This window comes from Halorubrum sp. T3, from assembly GCF_000296615.1.
GTDB classification, from domain to species: Archaea; Halobacteriota; Halobacteria; order Halobacteriales; family Haloferacaceae; genus Halorubrum; species Halorubrum ruber.
The window spans coordinates 69,236-96,140 of sequence record NZ_JH815330.1 but is presented as its reverse complement, the minus strand read 5'-3'; the positions used below and the strand labels follow the sequence as shown (position 1 = coordinate 96,140).

At 70.8% G+C, this 26,905-nt stretch carries 24 protein-coding genes and 1 pseudogene; 10 read left to right on the top strand and 15 right to left on the bottom strand.

From position 1 onward, the window contains the following. Positions 1–122 precede the first annotated feature (122 nt). From B378_RS0109555 to B378_RS0109525, 7 genes are all read right to left on the bottom strand, one after another. Positions 123–779: a lactate utilization protein gene (locus B378_RS0109555; RefSeq protein ID WP_017343575.1), complete on the bottom strand. Its 657-nt coding sequence runs from the start codon at positions 777–779 to the stop codon at positions 123–125. 313 nt (positions 780–1,092) lie between these two features. Beyond that, positions 1,093–2,745, bottom strand: coding sequence for a thermosome subunit alpha (gene thsA, locus B378_RS0109550; protein WP_017343574.1), 1,653 nt, complete (start codon positions 2,743–2,745; stop codon positions 1,093–1,095). 513 nt (positions 2,746–3,258) lie between these two features. Continuing rightward, positions 3,259–3,801: a KH domain-containing protein gene (locus tag B378_RS0109545; RefSeq protein WP_017343573.1), complete on the bottom strand. Its 543-nt coding sequence runs from the start codon at positions 3,799–3,801 to the stop codon at positions 3,259–3,261. Between the two features lie 103 nt (positions 3,802–3,904). Beyond that, positions 3,905–4,882 (bottom strand): serine/threonine-protein kinase Rio1, encoded by a 978-nt coding sequence (rio1, locus tag B378_RS0109540; RefSeq protein ID WP_017343572.1) that lies wholly within the window; start codon positions 4,880–4,882, stop codon positions 3,905–3,907. A 73-nt stretch (positions 4,883–4,955) separates the two neighbouring features. After that, complete coding sequence (gene hjc, locus B378_RS0109535) at positions 4,956–5,510, bottom strand: Holliday junction resolvase Hjc (RefSeq protein WP_017343571.1); 555 nt, start codon at positions 5,508–5,510, stop codon at positions 4,956–4,958. Between the two features lie 90 nt (positions 5,511–5,600). After that, on the bottom strand, positions 5,601–5,972 hold the full coding sequence (locus B378_RS0109530) for a rhodanese-like domain-containing protein (RefSeq protein ID WP_017343570.1): 372 nt from the start codon (positions 5,970–5,972) through the stop codon (positions 5,601–5,603). A 70-nt stretch (positions 5,973–6,042) separates the two neighbouring features. Next, positions 6,043–6,597, bottom strand: coding sequence for an NADPH-dependent FMN reductase (locus B378_RS0109525; protein ID WP_017343569.1), 555 nt, complete (start codon positions 6,595–6,597; stop codon positions 6,043–6,045). Positions 6,598–7,155: 558 nt separating this feature from the next. Between B378_RS0109525 and B378_RS0109515 the strand changes: the two genes are divergently transcribed. The 3 genes from B378_RS0109515 to B378_RS0109505 all read left to right on the top strand — a co-directional run bounded on the left by B378_RS0109515 (position 7,156) and on the right by B378_RS0109505 (position 9,873). Beyond that, entirely contained in the window at positions 7,156–8,565 is a 1,410-nt protein-coding gene (locus B378_RS0109515) for a phosphoglucomutase/phosphomannomutase family protein (protein ID WP_017343568.1), read from the top strand. A 137-nt stretch (positions 8,566–8,702) separates the two neighbouring features. Beyond that, complete coding sequence (locus B378_RS0109510) at positions 8,703–9,068, top strand: hypothetical protein (protein ID WP_017343567.1); 366 nt, start codon at positions 8,703–8,705, stop codon at positions 9,066–9,068. 61 nt (positions 9,069–9,129) lie between these two features. Then, positions 9,130–9,873, top strand: a complete 744-nt coding sequence (locus B378_RS0109505; protein WP_004599283.1) for a DNA polymerase sliding clamp — start codon at positions 9,130–9,132, stop codon at positions 9,871–9,873. Between the two features lie 53 nt (positions 9,874–9,926). Here the strand turns inward: B378_RS0109505 and B378_RS0109500 are convergent, their stop codons facing one another. The 3 genes and pseudogenes from B378_RS0109500 to B378_RS0109490 all read right to left on the bottom strand — a co-directional run bounded on the left by B378_RS0109500 (position 9,927) and on the right by B378_RS0109490 (position 13,910). Then, a complete protein-coding gene (locus B378_RS0109500; RefSeq protein ID WP_017343566.1) occupies positions 9,927–11,774 on the bottom strand; it encodes a histidine kinase N-terminal 7TM domain-containing protein in 1,848 nt (615 codons plus the stop codon). Between the two features lie 68 nt (positions 11,775–11,842). Continuing rightward, positions 11,843–13,270 (bottom strand): annotated as a pseudogene (locus tag B378_RS0109495) (MFS transporter); the annotation flags it as partial. Positions 13,271–13,316: 46 nt separating this feature from the next. Then, the gene (locus B378_RS0109490; RefSeq protein ID WP_017343564.1) at positions 13,317–13,910 is read right to left on the bottom strand and encodes a hypothetical protein; all 594 of its coding nucleotides are present in this window, start codon (positions 13,908–13,910) and stop codon (positions 13,317–13,319) included. A 132-nt stretch (positions 13,911–14,042) separates the two neighbouring features. On the opposite strand from B378_RS0109490, the gene mdh reads away from it, so the two are divergent. The 3 genes from mdh (at position 14,043) to B378_RS0109475 (ending at position 15,784) form a co-directional block, all read left to right on the top strand. Then, on the top strand, positions 14,043–14,957 hold the full coding sequence (gene mdh / locus B378_RS0109485; RefSeq protein WP_017343563.1) for a malate dehydrogenase: 915 nt from the start codon (positions 14,043–14,045) through the stop codon (positions 14,955–14,957). Positions 14,958–15,024: 67 nt separating this feature from the next. After that, a complete protein-coding gene (locus tag B378_RS0109480) occupies positions 15,025–15,213 on the top strand; it encodes a hypothetical protein (protein ID WP_017343562.1) in 189 nt (62 codons plus the stop codon). A gap of 13 nt (positions 15,214–15,226) precedes the next feature. Continuing rightward, positions 15,227–15,784: a 2'-5' RNA ligase family protein gene (locus B378_RS0109475; protein WP_017343561.1), complete on the top strand. Its 558-nt coding sequence runs from the start codon at positions 15,227–15,229 to the stop codon at positions 15,782–15,784. A gap of 376 nt (positions 15,785–16,160) precedes the next feature. On the opposite strand, the gene B378_RS0109470 is transcribed toward B378_RS0109475, so the two are convergent. The 3 genes from B378_RS0109470 to B378_RS0109460 form a co-directional block, all read right to left on the bottom strand. Next, positions 16,161–16,346: a hypothetical protein gene (locus B378_RS0109470; RefSeq protein WP_017343560.1), complete on the bottom strand. Its 186-nt coding sequence runs from the start codon at positions 16,344–16,346 to the stop codon at positions 16,161–16,163. Between the two features lie 3 nt (positions 16,347–16,349). Further along, the gene (locus B378_RS0109465; protein ID WP_017343559.1) at positions 16,350–17,774 is read right to left on the bottom strand and encodes a cytochrome P450; all 1,425 of its coding nucleotides are present in this window, start codon (positions 17,772–17,774) and stop codon (positions 16,350–16,352) included. 115 nt (positions 17,775–17,889) lie between these two features. Continuing rightward, entirely contained in the window at positions 17,890–19,512 is a 1,623-nt protein-coding gene (locus tag B378_RS0109460; RefSeq protein ID WP_017343558.1) for a methyl-accepting chemotaxis protein, read from the bottom strand. Between the two features lie 167 nt (positions 19,513–19,679). Here B378_RS0109460 and B378_RS0109455 point away from each other — a divergent pair, with 167 nt between their 5' ends. The 4 genes from B378_RS0109455 to B378_RS0109440 all read left to right on the top strand — a co-directional run bounded on the left by B378_RS0109455 (position 19,680) and on the right by B378_RS0109440 (position 24,504). After that, on the top strand, positions 19,680–21,479 hold the full coding sequence (locus B378_RS0109455; RefSeq protein WP_017343557.1) for an excinuclease ABC subunit C: 1,800 nt from the start codon (positions 19,680–19,682) through the stop codon (positions 21,477–21,479). Between the two features lie 432 nt (positions 21,480–21,911). Beyond that, positions 21,912–22,319 (top strand): hypothetical protein, encoded by a 408-nt coding sequence (locus B378_RS0109450; protein ID WP_017343556.1) that lies wholly within the window; start codon positions 21,912–21,914, stop codon positions 22,317–22,319. A 101-nt stretch (positions 22,320–22,420) separates the two neighbouring features. Then, a complete protein-coding gene (gene thpR, locus B378_RS0109445; RefSeq protein ID WP_017343555.1) occupies positions 22,421–22,996 on the top strand; it encodes an RNA 2',3'-cyclic phosphodiesterase in 576 nt (191 codons plus the stop codon). An 89-nt stretch (positions 22,997–23,085) separates the two neighbouring features. Continuing rightward, entirely contained in the window at positions 23,086–24,504 is a 1,419-nt protein-coding gene (locus B378_RS0109440; RefSeq protein WP_017343554.1) for a HEAT repeat domain-containing protein, read from the top strand. Between the two features lie 96 nt (positions 24,505–24,600). Here the strand turns inward: B378_RS0109440 and B378_RS0109435 are convergent, their stop codons facing one another. Next, positions 24,601–25,431 carry a hypothetical protein gene (locus B378_RS0109435; RefSeq protein ID WP_017343553.1) on the bottom strand — a complete coding sequence of 277 codons (831 nt, stop codon included), beginning with the start codon at positions 25,429–25,431 and terminating at the stop codon, positions 24,601–24,603. Positions 25,432–25,543: 112 nt separating this feature from the next. Further along, on the bottom strand, positions 25,544–26,839 hold the full coding sequence (locus tag B378_RS0109430) for a hemolysin family protein (RefSeq protein WP_017343552.1): 1,296 nt from the start codon (positions 26,837–26,839) through the stop codon (positions 25,544–25,546). Positions 26,840–26,905 lie beyond the last annotated feature (66 nt).

Here is a 26,905-nt window from a genome sequence, read left to right as displayed (position 1 = left end):
GTCTCGGGACCCCGGAACCGCGAGCGGCGCCGCTCGCGGTCGGCGAACGGGGAAAGAAAGCGTGTGGAGCGTCGGCGTGTGACGCGCCAGTTTGTGACGCGTTTGCGCGTGTCGCGAACCCCTCAGTAGCCGAGCTGCTCGCGCACGAGGACGACCGTCGTCCGGCCCTCCTCAGTCTCGTGCCGGTAGATGAGCTGCTTCGCGATCGACGACTCGACGCCGTACGCCTCCTGGGCGCGCTCGTTCTCAAGCGGGTACGCGACCGACTCCAGCCGGTCGAGCGCGTCGTCGAGCGTCGGAACGATCTTGTTGATCCCGGTGACGATGACGACGTTGCCCGCGGCGAACGGGTACGCGCCGATGCGGCTGCCGGAGAGGTCGGCGGCGACGAGCTCGCCCGTCTGCGCGACCGCGTTGATGCCGCCGAGGAAGTAGTCGGCCGTCTGCGACTCGCGGCGCGCGGTCTGTCGCTCCGCGTCGTCGTCGATGCCCCAGATCTGGTCCGGGAGGCTCTCCCACTCGTGGTCGCCCCCGCTCAGGAACTCGTCGAACCCGATCTCTTCGAGCGTCGTCGAGTGCCCGTTCATCACCGAGACCCCGGCGGGGATCTGGGACTTCACGGCCTCCAGCGCCTCGTCAGTGTCGTCGACGACGACCACGTCGAAGCCGCGCTCCTCTAAGTTGGCGACCGTCTCCTCGACGGTCTCGTCGTCGGGAAGCTCGTCTAGTTCCGCGTCGATCTCCGTGTCGTCTGCGTAGTCGGCCTTCTGCTGTGGCATGGTAAACGTGAAAACCTCGTCGGGAGATCGGAGGGCCGGGAGTCACTTAACCGCTCGCGGACACCGCCGTCCGGTGGTTACGCCGGTGTTACCCTCGTGTCGCGCGAGCCGAATGTGGGATGTAGTAACGCGGCACGTGGTCGGAGGCGAACGGGACGTTCGGTCGGACGACGAGCGGAACGCTACGCGGGTCGGGTCGTCATAAAAATCGCGTGTCGTCGGGGCCCGAAGGGGCGCGCGACGGTCGGTCTGCGGACGGTTCGGTGAAGCGACTGCGGTCGGCGTGGGTGAGTGTAGTTGTCCTATCGGACGCTTACATCGCGCCGCCCATCCCGCCCATGCCGCCCATGCCGCCGCCCATGCCGCCGGGCGCGCCGCCGGGGCCGCCGTCGTCGCCGCCGTCGTCCGTGCCGCCGCCCTTGAGGTCACCGGCCGCGATGACATCGTCGATGCGGAGGATCATGACGGCCGCCTCGGTGGCGGACTCGATGGCCTGGGTCTTGACGCGGAGCGGCTCCACGACGCCCTCGGCCTCCATGTCGATCACGTCGCCCGTGTAGGCGTCGAGACCGGCGCCGAACTCGCCGCCGTCGTGGCGGGAGCGGAGGTCGACCAGCGAGTCGATGGGGTCGAGACCCGCGTTCTCGGCGAGGGTGCGCGGGACGACCTCTAATGCGTCGGCGAACGCCTCGACGGCGAGCTGCTCGCGGCCGCCGACGGAGTCGGCGAAGTCGCGGAGCTGCAGCGCCAGCTCGGCCTCGGGGGCGCCGCCGCCGGGCAGCACCTGCCCGTCGAGCAGCGTCGTGCGGACGACGCCGAGCGAGTCGTCGATGGCGCGCTCGACCTCGTCGACGACGTGTTCGGTGCCGCCGCGGAGGATGAGCGTGACGGACTTCGCCTCCTCGACGTCCTCGACGAAGATGCGCTCGTCGCCGCCGATGTCCTTCTGGGCGACGGAGCCGGCGAAGCCGAGGTCGTCCGTCTCGATGTCGTCGAGGTTGGAGACGACGCGGCCGCCGGTCGCGCGGGCGAGGCGGTTGAGGTCGCCGGACTTCGCGCGGCGGACGGCGAGGATGCCCTCCTGCGCGAGGTAGTGCTGCGCCATGTCGTCGATGCCGTCACCGACGAAGACGACATCGGCGCCGATGTCGGTGAGGTGGTCGACCATCTCGCGGAGCTGCGCCTCCTCCTGGTCGAGGAACTGCTGGAGCTGGTCGGGGTCCGTGACGTTGACCTCGGCGTCGATCTCCGTCTCCTTCACTTCGATGGCGCCGTCGAACAGCGCGACGTCGGCGTCCTCGACCGCGAAGGGCATGTTCTCGTCGACGCGCTCCTTGTCGACGATGACGCCCTCGACGAGCTCGGACTCGTCGATGGAGCTGCCGACGACCTTCTCGACGGAGACGTTCTCCGTGTCGATGCCATCGTCGTCCTGAACCGCGAGGACGGCGTCGACGACGAGCTCGGCGAGGAGGTCCTTGGAGTTCTCGGCGCCCTTGCCGGTCATCGCCGTCTCGGCGATCTCGACGAGCGTGTCGCGGTCGTCCGCGGAGACGTCGATGGCCTCCTCGTCGAGGATCTCCTTGGCCTTCTCGGCGGCCTGTCGGTACCCCTGCGCGAGGGTCGTCGCGTGGATGTCCTGGTCGAGGAGCTCCTCGGCCTGATCGAGGAGCTCACCGGCGACCACGACCGCGGAGGTGGTGCCGTCGCCGACCTCCTCCTCCTGCGTCTCGGAGACCTCGACGATCATGTTGGCCGCCGGGTGGTCGATGTCCATCTCCTTCAGGATGGTGACGCCGTCGTTCGTGACGACGACGGACCCGCCGGAGTCGACGAGCATCTTGTCCATCCCTTTCGGGCCGAGCGTGGTGCGGACGGACTCCGCGACCGCCTTGCCGGCCGTGATGTTCATGTTCTGCGCGTCCTTTCCGGAGGTACGCTGCGACTCTTCAGAAAGTACGATCATGGGCTGATTGCCCATCCGCTGACGCTGTGACATTACAGCCATTGATTGATTGTGATTCTATATAAACCCTTCGCTCGGGTCGTGCGAAACCGCAACACGGTGGGGGAGTATCGGCCGGTATGGGGTGCGTTCACACGGTTCTTTATATAGAACTCCAGATCAACTGCTGGGCGTACATTGTTTATAAACAGCCGCGGTGGCGCGTGCCTGCGAGGCCGCTTTGCGGCCGAGCAGCACCGCGCGAGGGAGTCGCTGGCTCCCGGAGCGAAGCGGAGGGTGCCAGCGACGAGGCTGGGGAGGCGTGAGGCTGCCGTGCGGGGCGGGACTCAAAGGGGCAGCCGTGAGGCGGGCGCAGGCGACGCAAGTACCGCAGGGAGCGAACGAAGTGAGCGACCGAGGAACGCAGCGAGCGTGCGCCCGCCTCACGGCTGGGGCTTTGGAGGCGTTTACCACATCGCTAGTAACGACGATTTATAAACGAACGACGGCGGCGACGCCAGCACAGAACACCACTTATTGCGGCGCGTTGAAGCTCACGTCGTCGTCGAGCTCGTTGGACATGCGCTCTAGGTACGAGTACACCGCGCCGTGCGGGGCGCCGTCGAGCAGCATCCCGACGGCTCGCCGGACCACTTCGAGCTCCTCGGGCTGGCCGACGGCGCCCACGGTCGAGCCGTAGACGACGACGTTCGCGCCCGACAGCTCCTCGATGAGCTCCCGAGTCCGACCGTTCTCGCCGATGATCCGGCCCTTCTTGCGCTGGAGGTCGTTGTCGTTGCGGGTGTGCTCGGAGAGGTCGATCAGGTCGAGCGTCCGGAGGTCGTGGTCGAGGATCGACAGCGCCGTCTCCGGCTTGAACCCGCGGCCGATCGCCTTGATGATGTCAGGCGCGACCATCGCCGCCACGGGGTCGTCGCGCTCCTCGATGGCGACGCTCCCCGACTCCGAGTCGATGTCGAGCCGCACGTTCGCCCGCTCTTCGATCTCCCGCATCGTCTCGCCGCCGGCGCCGATGACGACGCCGATACGGTCCTGCGGAACCGTCACGTGTTGCATATCACGGAGTACCCGGCGGAGCCTTTTAAGAGTGTTCCGCCGCGGGCGGTGTGTGGCCGCGTGACGGTGTCCTCCGGCCGCTTTCGGGCGACGCGGCTCCGATCTACTCGTCAGACGGCCCGTCAGATTCGCGCTCCGGCTCGCCCGACTTCCCCTCCGGCTCCCCCGTCGGGTCCGGCTCCGGCTCCGTCACGTACGCCCGGAGGTCGTCGGGGTCGACGTCGATCCCCTGTCGCGTGAAGAAGGTCGCCACGTTCTCGCAGTCGCGCTTCAGGAACTCCCCGGCGTTCGGGTGGTGGACCGTCACCGCCTGCCCGAGGTCGATGATCACCAGTTCGCCCTCGTGGATGATCATGTTGTACTCCGAGAGGTCGCCGTGGATCAGCCCGGCGCGGTAGAGCCGGCGCATGTACTCGCGGACGACCTCGTAGGCGGTCTCGGGGTTCTCCACGTCGACCTCGCTCAGCCGCCGGGCGCGGTCCTCCGCGTGCCCCACGAGCTCCATCACGAGGACGTTGCGCTGGACCGCGATCGGCTCGGGCACCCGGACGCCCGCCTTCCGCGCGCGTTCGAGGTTCGCGAACTCCTTGCGCGTCCACGCCAGCACGACCGCCTTCTTGTCGCTCGCGATCCCCTCGAAGCGCGGGTCGCCCTCCAGGTAGTCGCGCATCTGCCGGAAGTTCGAGGAGTTGATCCGGTACACCTTCACCGCGACTTCGCGCTCGGGCGTGACGCCCTCGGGGCCGCCGCGGGCCGCTTCCGACCCCGGCTCCGGCCGCTCGCCCGCCTGCCCGCCGAGCGCCTCGAAGACGCTCGCCTCCTTGCCCGTCGACACCGGCCCGCCGAAGGCGTCGACGTAGCCGTCCTGGACCAGCTTGTAGACGGCCGCCAGCGTGGCGTCGTCGAACACCGACTCCTGGAGCTTGAACTGCTCGGTGTCTTTGATCCGCTTGCGGAACTCGTCGAACTCGCGGTCCTGCCGCCGGGCGATCCGGTCGGACTCGGTGTCGGAGACGTCGAGCTGCTCCCACTCGTCGCCGGGCTGGTCCGCGGGTTCGAGCAGGCCGAAGTCCTCGCTCATTCGTGGCAGGGTTCGGCGCCGCGAGGGATAAGCGAGGGGGTCGCGGGCCGCGGCGGCTTCGCCACCGAGCCGGTCACAGCACGTCCATCGCGTCCTCGACCGGCATGTGCCCGTCGCGGACGGCCTCTAAGATCGTTCGGCGCTCCTCGGTCTCCGGGTCGGTCGCGGCCGCGTCGTCGCCGCCCTCGCCCTCGCCGACCTCCGCGAGCGTGACCTTCTCCGTCTCGCCGACGAACTCGGGGAAGTCGGTGCCGTCCGCGAGCGCTTTCTCCTTTTTGACGCGGTAGGAACCGGCGTCGGTGGTGTAGAGGTCGCCGGGGTGGAAGAAGAACCAGTCCTCGCGGTCGAACCGGACCGCGATCCGCGCCTTCGCGCCGAAGTTCCGCGCGAAGAAGAGCAGCGCCTCCACCTCCTCGCCGGTGAGGTAGATGGGGTCGCCCGCGCTCGACTTCGCCTCGATGGCGTAGAACGTCTCGCCGTCGCCCGCGAGCACGTCGGGGAGCTCCCGCTCCGTGGCGGAGCCGCTCGCCGGCGCGCGCATCACGGCGAACCCCGCCTCGTCCAAGGCGTTCACCAGCTCGCGCTCGCGGCGGTCCCCCTTCCGGTTAGCGGACACGGTCGTCGTCACCCGGTTCGGTCATGGGGGCCGTAGACGGGAGCCGGGCAAAAGCCCGGCGGGTCGCGGCCCCCGACTGCCCCGGTTCCGCGCGGCCGGCCGTCACCCTCGGAGCCGCCACCACAGCGACCGAATCTTGTAGCCGAGCGATCCCCGCTCGTACCCGTTCCAGCCGCTCATCCCGCCGGAGAGCGTCGCCGCCTCGTAGCCCGCGTCGTCGAGCACGCGAGTCGCGCGCTTGGCGACGATCCCCATCTTACAGACGGTGACGACCTCGCGGTCGTCGGGGACCTCGTCGAGCCGCCGGCGGAGCGCGGCGTCGTCGCCGCCGCGGAGTTCGTCGTACACCGGCACGTTCCGGCTCCCGTCGATCGCGCCGGCCTCGAAGTCCGCCTCGGGGCGGATGTCCAGCAGGAACGGCTCGTCGTCGGTGCCGAGGCGCTCGTCCAGTTCGGCCGGGCGGATGCGACTCATCGGCGGAGGGTCGGTCTCGCGGGGGAAATCCCTGCCGACCGCGGCCGGTACTCGGCGACCAGCACCACCCTCACTTCCGCACCCGCTCGGCGTGTTCGAGGACGATTCGCCCGAGTCGCTCGGTGCGGCGGCGGAGGTCCTCGTCGGTAATCCGGGGGCCGGCGTCCGGATCGGTCGCCCCCGTCTCGATCTTCGAGGAGGCGCCCTGGATCCCGACCTCGTGGGGGACGGTCCACGCGTGGACGTTCCGGAACGTCGAGCGGAGGTGTTCGAGCGTCCCGCCGTAGGAGCCGCCGCCCGCGGTCGCGAGGAGGCCGACCGCAGTGTTCTCGTACTCGTCGGAGCCGCAGAAGTCGTGGAAGTTCTTGAACGTCGACGAGTAGGAGCCGCGGTAGACGGGCGTGCCGGCGAGGACGCCGTCGGCCTCGCGGACGCGTCGTTTCAGGGCCTCACTGTCGCCCTGCGCGCCCTCGTCGGGGTGGTACAGCGGGAGGTCGACGGCGGCGAGGTCGATCAGGTCGGTCTCCGCGCCGGCGTCGCCCGCGGCGTCGAGCGCGACGCGGAGCGCGGCCCGCGTGGTGCTGTCCGCGCTCCGACTGCCGGAGACGGCGGCGATTCGGGTCATAATCCGGGTTCGGGGGCGAGTAATAAAAACGGAGGCGATCGAAGCGGTCCGGGTACGAAGTTCTGATCGGCGGCGGTTCGTCAGCGGCGCTGGGGAGCGTTTCGTATTTTTAAATCCCAGTCGATTGTTTATAAGCGGGAGACCAGAGATCGACGGCGAACACCGCCAAAGCCCCAGCCGCTCGGCTATACGCTGACACCTCCTGATCGACGGCGACTACCTCCAAAGCCCCAGTCGGGAGGACGCCGTACGCTCGCTGCGCTCCTCACTCGGTCGCTCACTTCGTTCGCTTCCTCGTTGCGGTGCTTACGTCGCCTACGGCGTCCTCCCGACTGCCCCTTTGAGTCCCGCCCCGCGACCGCACAGCACCTCACACCTCCCCAGCCTCGTCGGCCTCCCTGTGGTCGGCCGACTCCCTCGCGCGTGCGATTCGCGCCCTTCGGGCGCTCACCGGCACGCGCCACCGCAGTTGATTTATAAACAGCCGCTATCGATTTGGCCGCGCAAGCCTCGCGAGCGACACCGGGCATTATTGTCCCCGCCGCCGACGTGGGCGACATGGATCAGATCTCCTTCGGCACGGACGGCTGGCGGGCGACGCTCGACACCTTCACCGACGAGCGCGTGCGGATCGTCGGACAGGCGGTCGCGGACCACCTCGACGCGGCGGGCCACGACGAACCGGTCGCCGTGGGGTACGACGCCCGCGAGACCTCGGAGGGGTTCGCAGAGAGCCTCGCCGAGGTGCTCGCCGGCAACGGCTTCGACGTACTCCTCCCCGAGCGCGACGCGCCGACGCCCGTCATCGCGTACGCCATCGTCGATCGCGGACTCGCCGGCGCGTGTATGGTCACGGCCTCGCACAACCCGCCCGAGTACAACGGCGTGAAGTTCATCCCGCACGACGGCGCGCCCGCACTCCCGGACGTCACCGAGGACGTCGTCGACCGCCTCGCGGAGCCGGACCTCCTGCCCGAGGCCGAGCGCGGCGAGATCGAACGCGTCGACCTCGTGAGCGACCACGCGGACGCCGCCCGCGACCTCGTGGGGCGCGTCGCCGCCCCCGGCACCGGCGACGCGCTCGACCTCTCCGGGCTCACGGTCGCGTACGACGCGATGCACGGGAGCGGGCGCGGCGTCACTGACGCGCTGCTGGAGTCGGCCGGCGCGGAGGTCGTCCGCCTGCGCTGCGAGCGCGACGTGACCTTCGGCGGCGACTCTCCCGAGCCGTCGGCCGAACACCTCGAAGCGCTCGCCGAGCGCGTCACGAACCCTGACAGCGACGTCGACCTCGGAATCGCGAACGACGGCGACGCCGATCGGATCGCGGTCGTCACGCCCGAGCGCGGCGTCCTCGACGCGAACCTCTTCTACGCCGCCTGCTACGACCGCCTCCTAGAGACCGACTCGGGGCCCGCGGTCCGCACCGTCTCGACGACGTTCCTCGTCGACCGCATCGCGGAGGCGCACGGCGAAGACGTGTACGAGACGCCGGTCGGCTTCAAGTGGGTCGCCGAGGCGATGGGCGAACACGACGCGCTGTTCGGCGGCGAGGAGTCGGGCGGGTTCACCCTCCGCGGCCACGTCCGCGAGAAGGACGGCGTGCTGATGGCGCTGCTCGCGGCCGCGACCCACGCCGCCGAGCCGTTCGACGCGCGCGTCGACCGCCTGCTCAACGAGCACGGGCGCATCGCGGCCGGGAAGGTGTCGCTCGACTGCCCCGACGACCGGAAGGAAGGCGTCCTCGACGAGCTCGAAGACCACATTCCGGAGTCCGTCTGCGGCTCCCCCGTCGCGAAGGTCGTCACCCTCGACGGGTTCAAGCTCCTATTGGAAAGCGGCTCGTGGCTGCTCGTCCGCCCCTCGGGCACCGAGCCGAAGCTCCGGGTGTACGCCGAGGCCGACTCCGAGGCCGCCGTCGACGACCTGCTCGCAGAGGGGCGCGAGCTCGTCGAGCCCCTGATCTGAGGGAGACGAACGACGGGCGGCGGCCGGTGAGGGACCCGCCCGCTCGCACGAGTTTCAGTTTCGCCTTGCGTTCGGCTCGTTTATTTATAAATTAACCTCGTATCATCGCGTACGGCCTATCGCGGCCGAGAGCCCACATGATCGACGAGCCACTGCCGGCGACCGAGCGCACCGACGCCGAACCGAAGCTGACCGAGTACACCGACGCCGAACCGAAGCTGACCGAGTGCGACGCGGCCGACCGCGAGGGACCGCCGAGCTACGACGGGACCGACCGCGACGCATCCGACCGGGGGCCTCGGGAGGAACCGGACCGAGCCACCGACCCGCCGCCCGACCGACCCGACGGTGACGCGGCCTGCGAACGCGACCGCGAACCGGACGGCGAGGGCGACGACTCGGTCGACCCCGACGCACGCGAATACCGGCTCGAACGGCTCCGACTGTGGCGGACCGTCGTCACGCTCGCGGTCGTCGTCGCCCGTCTCATCCGGTCGCTGTGAGCGGCCGGTCGCCGCTCCGATCGGGTGCCTTTTTAGGTGATACCGCCCAAGCTGAACGTATATGTTCAAGGCCATCGTGGGCGCGTCGACGTTTCAGGACGCGCTCGATTCGGTGAGCGTGTTGGTCGACGAGTGTAAGATCCGCCTGAACGAGGAGGAGCTCTCGATCCGGGCCGTCGACCCCGCCAACGTCGGCATGGTCGACCTCACGCTGGAGGCGGCCGCGTTCGAGTCGTACGACGCCGACGGCGGCGTCATCGGCGTCAACCTCGCCCGCTTGGAGGACATCGCCGGCATGGCCAACTCCGGCGACCTGATCCACCTCGAACTCGACGAGGAGACCCGCAAGCTCCACATCGAGATCGACGGCCTCTCGTACACCCTCGCGCTCATCGACCCCGACTCGATCCGCCAGGAGCCGGACATCCCGGACCTCGACCTCGCCTCCGAGATCGTCGTCGAGGGCGCCCAGCTCGACCGCGGGATCAAGGCCGCCGACATGGTCTCCGACCACATCCGCCTCCGCGTCGACGAGACCGACGAGGCGTTCTTCATCGAGGCCGAGGGCGACACCGACGACGTCAACCTCAAGCTCGACCGCGAGGACCTCATCGCGCTCACCGCCGGCCCCGCCGACTCGCTGTTCAGCCTCGACTACCTGAAGGACATGAACAAGGCGATCCCCTCCGACGCCGAGGTCACCGTCGAGCTCGGCGAGGAGTTCCCCGTCAAGCTCCACTACGGCTTCGCAGAGGGCCTTGGAAATGTGACATTTATGTTAGCCCCCCGAATTCAGAGCGACTGAAACGTCCGAATTCGCTGTTTTCGTAGGTGTCGACTATTTTATTTTTGCTCGCCTCACTCAGCTGCGACCACCGGAACCGACACCGTCACCCGCGTTCCGCGCGGCCCCCGGTCCGCGTACTCCACGTCGGCGCCGACCGCGGCGGCGCCCCACGCGACGACCCACAGCCCGAGCCCCGACCCGTGTTCGAGGGCGGTCTCGCGTCCGGACTCGACCGCCTCGACCTCGTGGTCCGGGATGCCAGGGCCGTCGTCCTCGACGGTGAGGACGTAGCGGGCGTCGCCGTCGGCGGCCGCACCGCCGTCGCCCCGGGCGCCCTCCCGGCGGAGCGACGCGCGCACCCACGTCCCGCCGTCCTCGCGCTCGACGCCCTCGCCGTCGTGGTGGTCGACGGCGTTCTCCACGGTGTTCTCGACGACCGCGCGGAGCGCGTCCGGCCTGACGCGCGTGGTCCAGTCGACCTCTCCGCCGCCGTCGGTCGCCGCCGCGTCCTCGACGTCGAGCTCGACCGTCGCCGCGTCGTCGCGCTCGCGGGCGTCCGAGACGATCGAGTCAACGAGCTCGCGGACGTCCGTCGGCTCGGGGTCGGTCTCGGCGAGCAGCCGCTCGACGGTGCCGGCCTTCTCGCCGAGCGCGGCCAACGCACCCGCGCGGCGCTCGACGGCGTCGGCCATCCGGACCAGCTCCGGGTCGTCGAGGCGGTCGCGGAGGATCTCACCGTAGCCGTGGACGACCCCGGCGTCATTTCGGAGGTTGTGGCGGAGGATTCGGTTGAGCACCTCCAACTGCTGGCGGCGGCGCTCGCGCTCGGTGACGTCGGAGAGGACGACGGTATAGCCGACGTGCGTCTCGTTTGGGTCGGTCAGCCGGGAGACGGACACCGCGTACGTGCGGCGGCCGGCGCCGTCGGCGGCGTCGATTTCGACCGTCTCGCGGGAAACGCTCTCGTCGGAGCCGGGATCAGCGGGGTCGCCGGAGTCGTCCCCGTCCGACGCCCCCGTCTCTCTCTCGTCGAGCCCGACCGGCAGGTCGAGGAAGTTGGCGAGCGGGCGGTCGCGGGCGGTCTCGGCGTCGACGCCGAGGATCGCCTCGGCGGCGGGGTTGAGCCGGACGACGCGGTGGTCCAGCCCGAGCGCGACGATGGGGTCCCGCAGGTCGTCGATGGCGGTGCGCTCGGCGGCGCGGCTGGTCGTCGGGTTCCGGTCGAACATCTCCGCCCGATTGAACGCGTACGCGTCGAGCAGGACGTGCGGGACGAACATGATCGGCGCGAGCTGGAGCTGGGGGACCGGGCCGAGCGCCAGCGCCCACGCGACCAAGGCGAACCCCGGCGGGATGGGGCTCAGCGCGACCGCGGCGCTCTCCCGGCGGTAGAGGGGCCCGTAGCTCAGGAGGGTGTCGACGAGGAGGAACACCGCACTGGCGACGAGGACGGTCTCCGCGGCGACGGTGAGGTACGCCCACGGCCCGAGCGCGTAGGAGACGGTCTCGACGCCGAAGACCGGGTCGCGTCCGAAGTCGGTCCAGAAGGCGCCGTGGAGGGAGTTCGTGACCAGCAGGAGCGTCGAGAGGAGGCCGAAGCCGACGATCGTCGCGAACAGGCGACCGCGGACGACGTCGCTCCGACCGGTGTACTCTAAGGCGAACCCCAGAAAGGCCACGCCGGTCCAGATGACGCCGAGCCACGTCGCCGTTTCGAGCAGGGCACGGAGGGCCGGGTCGGCCACGAGCAGCCCGGTCCCGTAGGCGAAACACCACGTCGCCTGCGCGGCGAACACCGCGAGGAACCAGTCGACTCCGGGGCGACCGCGGCGTTCGCGGATCGCCCACGCGAGCAGGACCGCGCCCGCGCCGCCCGCGAACGAACCGACGACCGGCCACGCGGGGACGGCGTCGAACATGTGTCGGTCCCGAAGGCGAGCCGCGAGGTAAAACTGTCGCGGGCGGCGGCGGCGTCCGCCCGCGCCCAGTCGGCCGCCCGGGCGAACGCGACCGCCACGGGCGCGAGCAGCAGCGCGCCGATCAGGAACGGCGACGCGACGGCGACCGTATACAGCACCGCCATCAGCGGCGGGCCGACAGTGCGCCCGAGGCTCGACGCGCCCTGCGTCACGCCGAAGGCGGCCCCCTGGTCGGCGTCGTCGGCCGACGCGGAGACGAGCGTCGCCAGCGAGACGTTGACGAGGGCGTTGCCGAGCGAGAGCGCCGCGAGCGCGGCGAGCAGCGCGACCAGCGGGAGCGTGAGCCAGCCCGGGCCGCCGAGAGCGACGCCGCCGGCGACGCGGTCGACGAGGCCGGTCGCAGGGATGGCCACGAGCGCGACGGCGAGGACGACTGACCCGGCGGCGACGAGCGTCCGCGAGGAGACGACCCGCGAGAGCCGCCCGACGAGGACGCCCTGATTGATCGCGCCGAGGACGCCGACGTAGGTGAGGAGGAACGCCGCGCTCGTCGCGTCGTAGCCGAACGCGTCCGCGACGTACGGGATGAACATCACCTGAACGCCCGCGAACGCGACCGCGACGACGAAGTACGCGACCGTCAGCGGCCGGAGCGACGCGGAGGCCAGCGCGTCGCGGAACTGCCCGATCGCGGTCGTCCGGCGGGGCGGCGGGCCCCCGTCCGCGTCCTCGGTCGGTCGCGTCCGAGTCGGCTCCTCCAAGAAGGCGAACCCGACGAGGACCGCGAGGAAGCTCATCCCCGCCGCCGCGAAGCTCGGCAGGGAGTAAGCGGTGGCCGGGACGAACGCCGGGAAGAGGGCGTCGGCGCGGGCGACGACGGCGTCGGCGGCGAGCAGGCCCCCGATCGCCGGCCCGAAGACGAACCCGAGCGCGAACGACGCGCCGACGAGGCCGAGCGCGCCCGCCCGTCGGTCGCGCGGCGTGATGTCGGCGACGTACGCCTGCGCGGCGGCGATGTTGCCCCCCATGGCGCCCGCGAGCGTGCGGGAGGCGAACAGCGTCGCCAGCGCCGTGACGGGGCCGAACCGTGCCCCTGCGGGCCCGGCGTAGCCGAACGTCACCCACGCGACGCCGGCGGTCGCGAGCGACGCGAGGAGGACCGGGCGGCGCCCGATCCGATCGGAAAGCCGGCCGAGCGTCGGCGCTGCGAGGAACTGCGCGAGCGAGTACGAGGCCGCGAGCAGCCCGATGAAGGCGTCGCTGACGCCGAAGGACCTGACGTAGAAGGGGAGGATGGGGATCACGATCCCGAAGCCGACCAGGTCGATGAACACGACGCCGATCACCACCGCGAGCGCCCGGCGCGGGTTGGCGACGGCCGGGGGTCGGTCAGCCCCTCTCTCGCCGTCGGAGGTATCGGCGTCCGCGGCGTCGGCGGCGCCGACCTCGTCGAGACCGTCCGCGCTCGACGCCGCACCGGCTTCCGGGTGTGTCACGGTAGTGAGAGGTCGCGCGGGGACTTAAGCGGGCGGCCGCGGCGAGTCACAGGTGCCGCTCGATGACGCGCTTCGCGGCCTGTCCCTTCTCCTTCCAGCCGTATCCCTCGTCGTACACGTGGCGCTTGGCGTCGACGAGCTCCTCGGGGGTCGACTCCTCGAAGCCGCCGCGGTCCCACGCGCCCGACTCGTGGAGCCATTCGATAACGTTCTCGCGGGTCTCGGGCCACGAGAGGCCGACCATCTCGTACCACGCCACCATCGCGAAGACGGCGTTGTCGTGGCAGCCGGGGACGGAGCCGTGCTCGTAGACGGTGCGCATCGGCTCGCGGGTGGGCTCGGAGACGCGCTCCTTGAACTCCGCGGCGGTGAGCAGGCGGAGGCGGTCGCCGTCCTCGATGACGCGCTGATCGCGCTGAAGCGCGCCGAGCGCCGCCTTGTGGAGCCCGCCCCAGTCCGCCGGAATCGCGTCCCGCAGCGCCGCCTCCGTGAGGCCGTCGGGCTCGGCGGAGAGCACCGACAGGAGGTCCGTGTACGCCTTCTCGACGGTCGGCCAGCTCACGCCCTCGAACTCGCAGTCGGCGTCGTGAAGGCTGTTCGTCGTCCGACAGCCGGGACACGGGTAGCGGAACGTCGGCACTGGATGGGTGTGAGCGGCCGCCGGAGTTAGGGTTTTCGCGACGGTTCGGCGGGAGCGACGCGCCGGAACCAGCACGGACGTTCGTGGGGTTCCGAAACGTTTACTCGCCGTCCGGTCGCGGATCAAGACGGTATGACAAAGGTCAGCGTTATCGGTGCGGCGGGGACCGTCGGAGCCGCGGCCGGCTACAACCTCGCGTTGCGCGACGTGGTCGACGAGCTCGTCTTCGTCGACATCCCGGACCAGCGCGAGACGACGATCGGGCAGGCGGCCGACGCGAACCACGGCGTCGCCTACGACTCGAACACGACCGTCCGGCAGGGGGAGTACGAGGACACCGCCGGCTCGGACGTCGTCGTGATCACGGCCGGAATCCCGCGCAAGGAGGGCCAGACCCGGATCGATCTGGCCGGCGACAACGCGCCGATCATGGAGGACATCGGCTCGTCGCTCGCCGAACACAACGACGACTTCGTCACCGTCACCACCTCCAACCCGGTCGACCTGCTCAACCGCCACCTCTACGAGGCGGGCGACCGCGACCGGCACAAGGTGGTCGGCTTCGGCGGCCGGCTCGACTCCGCGCGCTTCCGCTACGTCCTCTCCGAGCGGTTCGACGCGCCCGTGAAGAACGTTGAGGCGACGATCCTCGGCGAGCACGGCGACGCGCAGGCGCCCGTCTTCTCGAAGGTGCGCGTCGACGGCCGCGACCCGAGCTTCGACGCCGACGAGAAGGAGCAGATCCTCGCGGACCTTCAGGAGTCCGCGATGGATGTGATCAGCCGGAAGGGCGCCACGCAGTGGGGGCCCGCCACCGGCGTCGCGCACACCGTCGAGGCGATCCTCAACGACACCGGCGAGGTGCTCCCCTGCTCCGTCGTCCTCGACGGCGAGTACGGCTACGACGACACCGCGCTCGGCGTGCCCGCGAAGCTCGGGTCCGACGGCGTCGAGGAGGTCGTCGAGTGGGACCTCGACGAGTACGAGTCGGAGCTGCTCGACGAGGCCGCCGAGAAGCTCTCCGAGCAGTACGAGAAGATCGCGTAGGGCCGTTCGCGGGAATCGGTCGCCGCCACCCACCGGATTTTTACCGCTGCCGCGCGCTCCTCCGAGCATGAACCGCGCCGAGATCGACACCGACGACCTCCTGAAAGTCGTGTTGCTGCTCGTCATCGCGTGGCTTCTCCTGGAGATCGTGGGGGCCGTCCTCGAGGTCGCCTCCTGGCTGTTCGACGCCATTCCGACGCTGATCGGGGTCGCGCTCGTCGTCGTGATCGCCTTACACCTCACCGATCGGATCTGAGTCGAACGCCGACGTGTTCAGCCTCAACGTCCCGCTGCCGCCCGCGGTGGAGCGGCTCGCGGCCGATCTCCACCCGAAACTAACGGGCTTCGACCACGTGCGCGACCGGCGCACGCTCGTCTGTAAGCGGTTTGGCGTCGGAGACGTGCGGGACGAGGAGGGCGAGCGAGCAGACCGGGGAGACGCACCGCCCCGTGAGGAGGCCCTCGACCGCCTCCGCGAGCGGCTTCGCCGGCCGCTCGCCGGCGTCGACCCCTTCGAGGTCGCCGTGACCGGCGTCGACGTCTTCGACGCGCCGCGGTCGGGGTCGCGGCCGGTGGTGTATCTGGCCGTCGAGAGCGACAAACTGATTCGGCTCCATCGGCGGCTGTGTGCGTTGTTCGGCGCGGTGGAGGGGATCGAGGGCGACGAGTACGTGCCGCATATCACGCTGGCGCGTGGTGGGAACCCCGAGCCGGGGGTCGTCGCCGACCTCGTCGATAGCGAGTTCGAGCCGGTCCGGTGGCGGGTCCACGCGCTCGACGTGTGGGACCCGGAGTTCCGAGAGGTCGCGGCGAGCGTCGATTTATAAGTGATCGATTTTGGGGTGTCGGCGACTACCTCCAAAGCCCCAGTCGCTCGCTAATAAATGGCCAACCACAGATCGACGGCGACCACCGCCAAAGCCCCAGTCGCGAGGACAGCACACGCTCGCTGCGCGCCTCGTCACTCGCTTCGCTCGTTCCTGCGGTGCTTACGTCGCCTGTGCTGTCCTCGCGACTGCCCCTTTGAGTCCCACCCACCGCACAGCGACCGCACCTCACACCTCCCCAGCCTCGTCAGCCGGCCTCCGCTTCGCTCCGGCCGGCTGACTCCCTCGCGCGTGCTCCTCGCGTCCTTCGGACGCTCGGAGGCACGCGCCGACCGGACAAGGGTACTGTATATAAATGAGCGACGGCCGCGACCGACTACGCGTCGTCGACCCCGTTTGGCTCCTCAACCGCGTGATGCGGCCCCACCGGCCCGTGCGTCGGGCAGACGCCGGCGATGGGCGTCGCGTTGAGACAGCAGGCGCGCTGTTCGCTCGCGACGAGGCCCCGCGAGAGGGGCTCGCCGCAGCGGGCGCAGTACGACTCCGCCTCGTCGCCGGCCATCCCTCAGCGCTCGCGGATCCGCATCGGCACCGGATGGTTCGGATGCATCGTCAGCGAGCCGCGCAGGGCGAGGCTCGGCCCCTCGTAGTCGAGGTCGAACCGCGAGCAGACCGTCGCGAGGATTATTTTTGCCTCCAGAAGCGAGAACGCCTTCCCGATACAGTGGCGCGGGCCGCCCCCGAACGGGAAGTAGGCGAACCGGGGGCGTTGACTCCGTCGCTCGGATGTCCAGCGGTCTGGGTCGAACGCCTCGGGGTCGTCGTACCAGCGCTCGGAGCGGTGGATCACCCACTGCGAGACCATCAGCGCCGACCCCTCGGGGATCCGGTACCCCCCCAGTTTCACGTCGAGCTTCGGCTCGCGGAACAGCGTGTAGACGGGCGGGTAGAGGCGCATCGACTCGTTGAGCACGCGCTCAGTGTACTCCATGTCGCGGACCGCGTCCGCAGTCAGGGGGCTCCCGTCGGCAGTCGCGTCGTCCGCTGCGCGACTGCCATCGACCGCCGCATCGGCCTCGCCTGCGACCCGCTCGCGGGCCTCGGGGTGGTTCGAGAGGAGGTAGAACGCGTAGGTGAGCGCGAGCGCGGTGGTGTCGTGGCCGGCCAGCAGCATCGTCACCAGCTCGTCACGGAGGTTCTCGTCGGTCTGCTCGCCGCGGTCGCGGGCGCGGAGCAGGACGGATAGCAGGTCCATCGGGAGGTCGGCGTCGGGGTCGCCGGGCGGCCCGCGGACGCCGGTCCCGTCCGGGCCGGCTGGGTCGACGCTCGGGTCGCGCTCCGTGCCGCGCCGGCGCGCGACGATGTCATCGATCACCGATTCGAGCGTGTCGATCGCGGCGTCGAACTCGCGGTTTTCGCGGGTCGGCAGCCACTCCGGGATCAGGTACCGGCGGGGGTCCGGCTCGAACCGGGCGCCGAGCGGTTCGAGGTTCTCTTGGACCGTCTTCACCTCCTCGTCGGAGATGTCCGCGCCGAACATCGCCGTGACGATGATTTTGACCGTGAGCCGCGCCAACTCCAGCTGGAGGTCGACGACGTCGCCGTCCTCCCAGTCGGCGACGTGCGACTCGGCGTGGTCGGCCATCACGCCGGCGAGCGCGCCGATCCGCCGGTTGTGGAAGGCGGGATTCGCCAGCGTGCGCTGGCGCTTCCACGTGTCGCCCTCGCTCATCAGGAGGCCGTCGCCGAGCAGCGTGTCCATCGCGTCGTCGAACTGCGGCTTGCGGTAGCGGTCCGCGTCGGCGACGAGCACGCGCTCTACATCGGCAGGGTTCGTGAGCAGGTACGTCTCCCTCGGGCCGAGGTTCAGTCGCACCACGTCGCCGTAGCTGTCGGCGCAGGCGCGCAGGAAGCCGAACGGGTCGTCCGCGAACTGGCGACCGTTGCCGAACAGGGGGTCGCCCAGGGGTCCGGGCGGCGTAACGGACATACGATTTCTGGGGGTTGAGCGGGGTTAAACGTTCGGCGGGGAGCAAATCAGGAGCCGAAAACGGACGAGCGAAACGGACGAGCGAAAATCGACGGGACTCGGTGGGTGAGCGTCGCTACCGCGCGTCCAGCTGCTCGACGCGGGCGATCAGCTCGTCGACGGCCGCCTCCTGGTCGTCGGTGGCGTCGACGATGCGCTCGGTCGCGTCCTCGGTGCGGTCGGAGCGCTCCCGGACCGCCTCCAGCGAGGAGGTGAGCTCCTCGACGGTCGCGGCCTGGTCGTCGGTGGTCCGCGCGACCTCCGCGACGCCGGCGGCCGCCTCGTCGACGGCGTCGGCGATCTCTTCGAGCGAGTCGAGGACCGTCTCAATCTCGGTGCCCGCATCCTCGATGCGCTCGTGGGAGCGCTCGACGGCGGTGGTGGTCTCCGCGGACTGCGCCTGAAGCTTGTCGAGGCTCTCCGTGATCTCCTCGGTGTAGCCGCGGGTCTCGTCGGCGAGCTTCTTCACCTCCTCGGCGACGACCGCGAAGCCGTCGCCGCCCTCGCCGGCGCGGGCGGCCTCGATGTTGGCGTTGAGCGCGAGCAGGTTCGTCTGCTCGGCCACGTCGGAGATGACCTCGATGACCTCCTCGATGTCGTCCATGCGCTCGGAGAGCGCGCCGACGCTCTCGACGAGCTCGTCGCCGATCTCGACGACGTCCTCGGTCGCCTCGCGGGCGTCCTCGCTCGCGTCGAGCCCCTCGTCGGCGGCGTCGGCCGCCGCGACCGCGGCGGAGTCGACCTCGTCGGCCGTCGCGGCGACCTCCTCCATCCCCGCGGAGAAGGACTGCATCTCGGAGACGCTCTCTTCGAGGAGCTCGTTCTGCTCGTCGACGTTCTCGGCGATGTCGGCGGCCGCGGCGCTCGCCTCCTCGACGGTCTCGTCGAGGTCGCGCGCCTTCTCGTGGACCCCCGAGGAGAGCTGGTCGAGGTTCTCGGCCATCTGATTGACGACGTCGATGACGCGGACCAGGTCGGCGCTGAGGTGCTCGAAGGAGTCGCGGCGGCTCGCGCGGGCGTCGAGGTTCCCCTCGCCGATCGCCTCCGCGGTCTCCCGGACCTCGGCGACCAGCTCGCCCGTGGCGTCGCGCTGGTTCACGTTCTCCGTCCGGTCGACGACGACCTCGGTCACGCCGACGAGCTCCCCGGTCTCCTCGTCGTACATCGCGGTCGCCGTGAACTCGATGTGGCGCTCGTCGCCGTGGCGGTCGACCATCGTGCTGGTGTCGCGGTAGCGGTTGCGGCCGGCCTCGCGACGCTCGACGCCGTGGACCTCATCGGCGGTGTCCGGCACGTCGAGCACCTTGTCGGCGAGCGTGTCGGCCCGTCGGCCGTCGGGGTAGAACAGCTCCGAGACGTGGTCGTGGCCGATCGCCTCCTCGCGCTCGACGCCGGTGAGCGACGCGATCGCCTCGTTCCACTCCGCGACGTTCCCCTCGCAGTCGAGGATGAAGGTCGGGACGCTGGTGGCGTTGAACACCTGCTGGAAGCCGGCGCCCGCGAGCGTCGCCGCGCGGTTCACGCCGTCGGCGTCGGTGAACGTGTGGTCGCCGGTCCGGTCGACGACGTCATTCGATGTCCCGTCGGCCGATCCGGCAGAATCGGGTCCGTTCTCGACGACGACGCCCCCGTCGGGGACCGACCGAGAGTCGGTCCCCCGTCCGAGTAGCCGCCGCAGACGCTCGCGAAGTCCCGTCATGTCTACGTCACCGTCTCCCAACCGGCATCATAAACCGTACGTTCCGGTATTCGAGTTTGATAATCGGAGAAGACCGGGCGGCGGCGGGGACGCCCCGCGGCGGCGAGTCGGGAGCGCCCGGCCCGCAGCGTTCAATGGCGTCCGGCGGCTACGGCGATCCGAGACCGATGGACGCCGACGCGGTGCGCGAGCGGGCCCGCGACCTCCCGACGGAGCCGGGGGTCTACCAGTTCCGCGCGGGCGAGACGACGCTGTACGTCGGGAAGGCGCTCGACCTCCGCGACCGAGTGCGGTCGTACGCGGACCCCCGCTCGGGCCGCATCCGCGGGATGGTCGAGCGCGCCGACCGGATCGAGTTCGCGGTCACCGACACGGAGACGCAGGCGCTCCTCTTAGAGGCGAACCTCATCAAACGGCTCCGGCCGCGGTACAACGTCCGGCTGAAGGACGACAAGTCGTACCCCTTGGTCGCCTTCTCAGACCACGAGGTGCCGCAGATCGAGGTGACCCGCGACCCCGAGGCGGGCGCGGTCGCGTACGGTCCGTTTACCGACGTGGGCCGCGTCGAGACGGTAGTGAAGGCGGTGCGGGAGGTGTACGGCCTCCGCGGCTGCTCAGACCACAAGTACGAGGGCCGCGACCGCCCCTGCCTCGACTACGAGATGGGCATCTGCTCGGCGCCGTGTACGGGCGAGATATCCCCCGAGGAGTACGCCGAGGACGTCGCCGCCGCGCGGCGCTTCTTCGAGGGGGAGACGGGCGCGCTCGCGGACCCCCTCCGGCGCCGGATGGAGGTGGCGGCCGAGGCGAACGAGTTCGAGCGCGCCGCGAACCTCCGCGACCGATTGGAGGCCGTGGAGGCGTTCCACGGCGAGGGCGGCGAGGCCGTCAGCGACCGGACCGACGACCGCACCGTCGACGTGCTGGCGGCCGCGGTGGAGGGCGACACCGCCCGCGTGGCCCGGCTCCACAGCGAGCGCGGCCAGCTGGTCGACCGGAGCCGGCACCGACTCGACGCGGCGGCGGTGGAGGACGCTGGCGGCGGGGACGCGGCAGCGAGCGGTGGGGACGAGGCGGACCCCGCCGACCCCGACGCCAACACCCCCGCGGCCGTCCTCGCGGCGTTCCTCGCGCAGTACTACGCCGAGCGTGAGTTCCCGGACGCGGTCCTCCTCGCCGAGCGGCCCGCCGACCCCGACGTGGTCGACTGGCTGGAGGGCGAGGGCGTCGCGGTCCGGGTCCCGGGCGCCGGCCGCGAGGCGAAGCTCGTCGAGCTCGCGCTGAAGAACGCCCGGAAACGCGGCGGGCGCGACGATCCCGTGGGCGCGCTCGGCGACCGGCTCGGAATCTCACGCCCCGAGCGGATCGAGGGGTTCGACGTGAGCCACGCGCAGGGGACCGCCGTGGTCGGCTCCGACGTCTGCTTCGTCGACGGGAGCGCGGAGACGGCCGACTACCGCCGGAAGAAGCTCACCGACCGCAACGACGACTACGCGAACATGCGCGAGCTGGTCCGGTGGCGCGCCGAGCGCGCGCTCGAGGACCGCGACGACCGGCCCGACCCGGACCTCCTCCTGATCGACGGCGGCGAGGGGCAGCTGGGCGCCGCCCGCGACGCCCTCGCGGAGACGGGCTGGGACGTCCCCGTCGTCGCCCTCGCGAAGGCCGAGGAGATGGTCGTCACCCCGACCGGCACCCGGCGGTGGGACGAGGACGCCCCCGAACTCCACCTGCTCCAGCGCGTGCGCGACGAGGCGCACCGCTTCGCCGTCTCCTACCACCAGACCGTCCGCGACGAGGTGGCGACCGTCCTCGACGACGTGCCCGGCGTCGGGCCGGAGACGCGCCGGCGACTGCTCCGCCGGTTCGGCTCGGTCGAGAACGTCCGCGACGCCTCCCGCGACGACCTCACCGACGTCGACGGCGTCGGCGATGCGACCGCCGACACGCTTCGCGAACGCTTATAAAAGAACGAAGCGGTCGGCGCGTGCCTGCGAGCGGCCGCCATCGGCGGCCGCGAGACAGCACCGCGCGAGGGAGTCGGCCGACCGCAGGGAGGCCGACGAGGCTGGGGAGGCGTGAGGTGCTGTGCGGTCGCGGTCGGGTGGGACTCAAAGGGGCAGCCGGGCGGCGGGCGCAGGCGAAGTAAGCACCGCAACGAGGGAGCGAACGGAGTGAGCGACCGAGTGAGGAGCACAGCGAGCGTGCGCCCGCCGCCCGGCTGGGGCTTTGGAGGCGTTCGCTGCCGATCCGCGATCACTCGTTTCGGCTCGGTTAGGTCGGATAAATCGGACGCGTGCCCAAGTGAAACTCACAGACCGGTGCGAACTGGCCAGTTCCGGGGTCGACGCATCTTCCCCGTGAATGGCTTTTTATTCGCTCGAAAACAGACGGAGACGATGCCCTCCACTCGCCGTGGGTTCGCGTGCGTCGCCGCCGCCCTCGCCGTCGGGACGGCCGGTTGTACCGATCGGCTGAATACGGAGCGATTACGGACCGTACGCCTCGATCTGTCGAATCGGACGGAGGCGTCTCTCGCGTTTCACTTCGTGTTGGAATCGGAGGGAGACCTCGGCCGATGGCGGAAATTCGCCCTCGACGCGGACGAGCGCCGGCGGGTCAGTTTCCGGCCGGAAAGCGACAGGGAGTGGTCGGGATACCACGCCGTGGCGGGAGACAGACGGGTGTCCGGCTCGCTTCTCGGTCAGGGGGACGAGCGGTCGTGTCTCCAACTCGACTACGAGATCACGGACGCCGAGATCAGGGCGATGATGTCGAGTGAGCAACCCTTGTGCCGCGACGAGTAGGCGCCCCCGTACCGAGCGGTCGGTGCGGGGAAACAGCAACCGCCTGGGGGGTCGACGGGATCCCGTATTTATAAGCGACCGCGATCGATCCGTACCCGACCATGCGAGCGTTCTTCGCCGTCGACCTCCCGGACTCCCTCGCGCCGGCCGTCGCGGACGCGCAGGCCCCGTTCGCGGACGCGGCCGGCGTCAACCCGGTCGACCCCGAACAGGCCCACGTGACGCTGAAGTTCCTCGGCGAGATCGGCGGACGCGACGACGAGACCGAACCGACGGTCGACGACGTGATCGCGGCCGGCGAGCGCGCGGTCGACCGCGCCGCCGTCGGCCCGTTTAAATGTACCATCGCCGACCTCGGCGTCTTCCCGAACCGCGAGTACATCTCCGTCGCCTGGGCCGGGGTCGACAGCGGGACCGAGGAACTCACCGCGCTCCACGAGGCGCTCGAAGCGGAGACGACCGCGCTCGGCGTCGACCCGGAAGAGCACGAGTTCACCCCGCACGTCACGCTGGCCCGGGTCGAGAACGCGACCGGCGCCGAAGCGGTCCGCGGCGCGCTCGACGCCGACGACCCCGAAATCGGGAGCTTCGCGGTCGACGAGATCCGACTGATGAGATCGACGCTGACCGAGTCGGGGCCCGAGTACGACGTCGTCCGGGAGTTCGACCTCGGGTGAGGCGCTCCGACACGCGTCTCCGGTGAGATTCTCACCGCTGATAGCCGCGGCCGTACGTTTAACGTACCGGATCGGAGAGGGGTTCACAGATGGACGACGGGCCGCGATCGGAGGGCGCCACGGGATCGGCGGGGAGCGGCGGCGCCGGGCGGAGCGGCCGTCCGACCGACGGTGGCCCCCCGGCGGTGGCGCGGCTCGACCGGCGGTTCGACGCGTCGACGCGGCGCGAGGCGGCCGAGGCGCTCGGCAACCCCTCCAGTTCGATGAGCGCCGCCGCCGAGCGGGTCGTCGAGGGGCTGTTCGAGACCGCGCTCGGCGATCCCGACGAGGCCGTCCGCGCGGCGGCGATCGAGTCGCTGTACTTCCACGGCGACGACCACGTCGACCGGTTAGCGCGGCGGATCGCCGAGCGACGGGCCGCCGAAGGCGACTCCCGGGCGGCGGGACGCGGCGTCGCCGAGACGTTCTCGCGCTGGCTGGAACACGACCGGGCCGCGTATCGGATGCTCGGCGCGACCGGGCTGTCGGCCGTCGGCGACGAGGGCGCCGCCGGCCGGCTCCGCGAGGCGTTCGACGACGACGACGCGCGGGTCCGCGCTCGGGCCGTCAGGGGATACGCGCGGGTCGGCGGCGAGGCGGTCGAAGCCGTCCGACCGCTGGTGAACGCGCCGAACGAACTCGTGCGCGGCGCCGCGCTCGACGCGCTCGTCGCGATTGACAGCGCCGACGCGGTCGAACTGCTCGCGCTCGCGGCGCGGCGCGGGAACGAGCGGCTCCGCCTCACCGCCGTCGACCGACTGGGAGCGCTCGACCGACGGGACGCGACCGGGGTACTGATCGGGTCGCTACGGGACCCCGCCGAGGCGGTCCGCCGGGCGGCCGCGAGGTCCGTCGCCGCGGTGGTCGCCGAGGCAGACGCGGTCCCCGCGGGCGACGTTCGCGACCGCCTCCTCGCCGAGCGACCCTTCGAGGCCGACGGCCCGCTCGCGGCGTTCCGGGCGGTCGCCGCGGAGCGAACCGCGGCCGACCGGGCCGCGGAGAGCAGGGACGCCGCCGGGTCGCGGGAAGGCGTGACCTCCGGATCGCGGGAGCGCGTCGACGCGAAGACCAAGCGGTACGCGGCGTGGCTGTACTGTGAGCTCCTCGAGGCCGCGGACCCGACCGCCGCCGACCGGTCGGCGGCCGTCAAATGGCTGATCGACGCGCTCGACCACCGCGACCGGCTAGTCGCGGACCTCGCCGCCGCGTACCTGCCGCGGATCGTCTCGGCGGACGCGACCGAGGAGGACCCCTCAGAGGGCGCGACCGAGTCCCCGCTCGGCGTCGACGTCGAGCGGAACCTGCGGGCGCTCGCGAGCGACGAGGCCGCCGCCGAGGCGGCGCGGGAGCGCGCCAGAGCGGTGCTGCGGCGGTTCAAGCGGGCCGTCGTCGAGGCGGCCGCGGACCGCCACGTGGAGTACGTGTACGTCCGCTGGCCCGCGGACTACACCGAGAGCTACAACGAGTGACCGATCGACGAGACGGCTGGGGACCGGGCGTCCGCAGACGCGGACGCGCTAGCGACGGAATCCGCGTCGACCGCCTGGGCGCCGCGAAACCCGAGCCTACGGCCGGCGAACGAACCGGCCGTCGTCGACCGCGACCGTCAGGTCGATGGTCTCGTCGAGGAAGTTCAGGACGGTGGCGACGTTCCGGTCCGCGTCGGCGTCGACGTACAGCTGTAACACGCCCCCCGCGTCCCCGAGGCGCGCGGCGAGCATGCGGACGAACGCCACCGCGCGTTCGACGTCGAAGGCGGCGACGATCTGGTGGAAGACGCTCACCTCCAGCGAGACGCGCTCGCCGGGCTCGTGGTTGGCGTCGAGGATCCGCGAGACCGTCTCGCCGACCTCGTCGGGGGAGAGGCGCGGGTCGAGCTCGACGATCTCGGCGTTGCGTCCCTCGAAGTCGACGTCGGGCGTCGCCTCGAAGTCGTACTCGCCGGTCGAGACGATAACCGTCCGCCGGGGCCACGCGTCGAGAGCCCCGTCGAGCGCGCGCACTAACCGCTCCGGGGTGGGAGTCACGGCCACCGCCAGCCCCGCGGCGCCGTGGAAGTGCGTCCGGAGCGGGTCGGCCTCGTCGCCGGCCGCCGGTGCGTCGACGCGAACGACGCCGTCCCAGCCCACCAGGTCCGCCACGTGCGTCCCGCCGGCGATCCGGTCGACCACGTGCTCGTGGAGGTGCGTCTTGAACTCGGCGACGGCGCCGTCGGTGTCGTAGGCGGTCTTCGCGGTGGCGCAGTACGGACAGTCCCAGCTCACGCGGAAGTCCGACTTCGAGAGGGCGTCCGAGTGGTGGGCGAGCAGGTGCGACCCCGTCACGTCGGCCATCTCCGAGCGGTCCCGCGTCCACGCGACGAACCCGCACCGGTCACACGCCCAGCGGCTCACCATGGTCGAGAACGTACCTCACGAGACCCGTCGGAAGCACATGTATGTTGTGTTATGTGTGGCCGGCCGCCGCGCGCGGCTGGCCCGGCGGGCGCGACGGGCGCGACGACGGCGGTCACGCGGAATCGACCGACCCGTCGCCCACCCCCGACGCGAACCCGTTCTCGTCGGCGTGTTCCACGCGTACCCGAGTGACCCGCGTCGCGGTCGCGCCGGTGACGGCGAGCGTGACGTCGCCGACCGCGACGCGGTCGCCCTCGGACGGCAGCCGCCCGAGCTGTCGAGTTATCAGGCCCGCGACGGTCTCGGCGCCCGCGTCCGCTGGCAGCGCGAGCCCGAGCGTCTCGTTGAGGTGGGCGACCGTCGTCCAGCCGCGGACCACGGCGGCGTCGGGCGCGACCACGTCGACGGCGTCCGTCTCCCACCGACCGACCAGCTCACCGACGACCTCCTCGAAGAGGTCCTCTAAGGTCGCGATCCCGACGACTGCGCCGTGTTCGTCGACGACGATCACCATTCGGGCCTCGCTCGTGCGCATCTCCGCGAACAGCTCGTCGAGCGGTTTCGTCTCGGGGACGAACGTCGGCTCGCTGAGCGCGCTCGCGAGGTCGGCGCCCGCCTCGTTCGCACGGATGGCGTCGCGGACGTCGAGGATGCCGACCACGTCGTCGCGGTTCTCGCCGTAGACGGGCATCCGGGTGACGCCCTCGCTCGCGGCCCGCGAGAGCGCGTCCGCCGGCGTCGCCGTCCGCGGGAGCGCGACCACGTCGGTCCGGGGGACCATCACCGCGTCGACGGTGGTGGTCTCCAAGTCGAGGACGCCGCGGATCATCGCCCCCTCGTCGGGGTCGAGCGCGCCCGCGGCCTCGCCCGACCGCACGAGCGTCGCGATTTCCTCGCGGGTGAGGTACGACTCGATCGCGGACTCGCCCCCCGTGAAGCGGTTGACGACCCCGGAGAGCGCCTCGAACACGTACAGGACGGGGCGGAGGACGCGCTGGATCGCGACGACGATCCGTGAGACGCGGAGCGCGTGCTTCTCGGCGTTCGCGACCGCGTACGACTTCGGCGCGATCTCGCCGAAGACGATGACGAAGAGCGACGTGACGAGCGTCGACCCCGTGGCCGCCTCGCCGCCGGAGAAGCCGAACCGGACGAACACCGCGGTCGCGACCGACGCCGCGGCGATGTTGGCGACGTTGTTGCTCACCAGCGCCGTGACGAGGAAGCGGTGCGAGTCGTCGCGCAGCGCCGACAGCGCCCGGGCGCCAGGGACGTCGGTCGCGACGAGCGAGTCGATCCGGTGGGTCGGCACGGAGAACACCGCGAGTTCCGAACTGGAGAAGAAGGCGCTCACCGCGGTCAGCGCGAGGATGGCGCCGACGCCGACGAACGCGATCGTGAGGTCCATACCGTCACATGCGGCCGGGTATAAAAGGGAGTACCGACGTGGTGATACCCACGAACGCGCATTCTC

Bases quoted from the DNA above. Each gene is read 5' to 3' on its own strand.
- B378_RS0109555 (WP_017343575.1), bottom strand. From the start codon at position 779: ATGCCACAGCAGAAGGCCGACTACGCAGACGACACGGAGATCGACGCG.
- thsA (WP_017343574.1), bottom strand. From the start codon at position 2,745: ATGATCGTACTTTCTGAAGAGTCGCAGCGTACCTCCGGAAAGGACGCG.
- B378_RS0109545 (WP_017343573.1), bottom strand. From the start codon at position 3,801: ATGCAACACGTGACGGTTCCGCAGGACCGTATCGGCGTCGTCATCGGC.
- rio1 (WP_017343572.1), bottom strand. From the start codon at position 4,882: ATGAGCGAGGACTTCGGCCTGCTCGAACCCGCGGACCAGCCCGGCGAC.
- B378_RS0109530 (WP_017343570.1), bottom strand. From the start codon at position 5,972: ATGAGTCGCATCCGCCCGGCCGAACTGGACGAGCGCCTCGGCACCGAC.
- B378_RS0109525 (WP_017343569.1), bottom strand. From the start codon at position 6,597: ATGACCCGAATCGCCGCCGTCTCCGGCAGTCGGAGCGCGGACAGCACC.
- B378_RS0109515 (WP_017343568.1), top strand. From the start codon at position 7,156: ATGGATCAGATCTCCTTCGGCACGGACGGCTGGCGGGCGACGCTCGAC.
- B378_RS0109510 (WP_017343567.1), top strand. From the start codon at position 8,703: ATGATCGACGAGCCACTGCCGGCGACCGAGCGCACCGACGCCGAACCG.
- B378_RS0109505 (WP_004599283.1), top strand. From the start codon at position 9,130: ATGTTCAAGGCCATCGTGGGCGCGTCGACGTTTCAGGACGCGCTCGAT.
- B378_RS0109500 (WP_017343566.1), bottom strand. From the start codon at position 11,774: ATGTTCGACGCCGTCCCCGCGTGGCCGGTCGTCGGTTCGTTCGCGGGC.
- mdh (WP_017343563.1), top strand. From the start codon at position 14,043: ATGACAAAGGTCAGCGTTATCGGTGCGGCGGGGACCGTCGGAGCCGCG.
- B378_RS0109480 (WP_017343562.1), top strand. From the start codon at position 15,025: ATGAACCGCGCCGAGATCGACACCGACGACCTCCTGAAAGTCGTGTTG.
- B378_RS0109470 (WP_017343560.1), bottom strand. From the start codon at position 16,346: ATGGCCGGCGACGAGGCGGAGTCGTACTGCGCCCGCTGCGGCGAGCCC.
- B378_RS0109465 (WP_017343559.1), bottom strand. From the start codon at position 17,774: ATGTCCGTTACGCCGCCCGGACCCCTGGGCGACCCCCTGTTCGGCAAC.
- B378_RS0109460 (WP_017343558.1), bottom strand. From the start codon at position 19,512: ATGACGGGACTTCGCGAGCGTCTGCGGCGGCTACTCGGACGGGGGACC.
- B378_RS0109455 (WP_017343557.1), top strand. From the start codon at position 19,680: ATGGACGCCGACGCGGTGCGCGAGCGGGCCCGCGACCTCCCGACGGAG.
- B378_RS0109450 (WP_017343556.1), top strand. From the start codon at position 21,912: ATGCCCTCCACTCGCCGTGGGTTCGCGTGCGTCGCCGCCGCCCTCGCC.
- thpR (WP_017343555.1), top strand. From the start codon at position 22,421: ATGCGAGCGTTCTTCGCCGTCGACCTCCCGGACTCCCTCGCGCCGGCC.
- B378_RS0109440 (WP_017343554.1), top strand. From the start codon at position 23,086: ATGGACGACGGGCCGCGATCGGAGGGCGCCACGGGATCGGCGGGGAGC.
- B378_RS0109435 (WP_017343553.1), bottom strand. From the start codon at position 25,431: ATGGTGAGCCGCTGGGCGTGTGACCGGTGCGGGTTCGTCGCGTGGACG.
- B378_RS0109430 (WP_017343552.1), bottom strand. From the start codon at position 26,839: ATGGACCTCACGATCGCGTTCGTCGGCGTCGGCGCCATCCTCGCGCTG.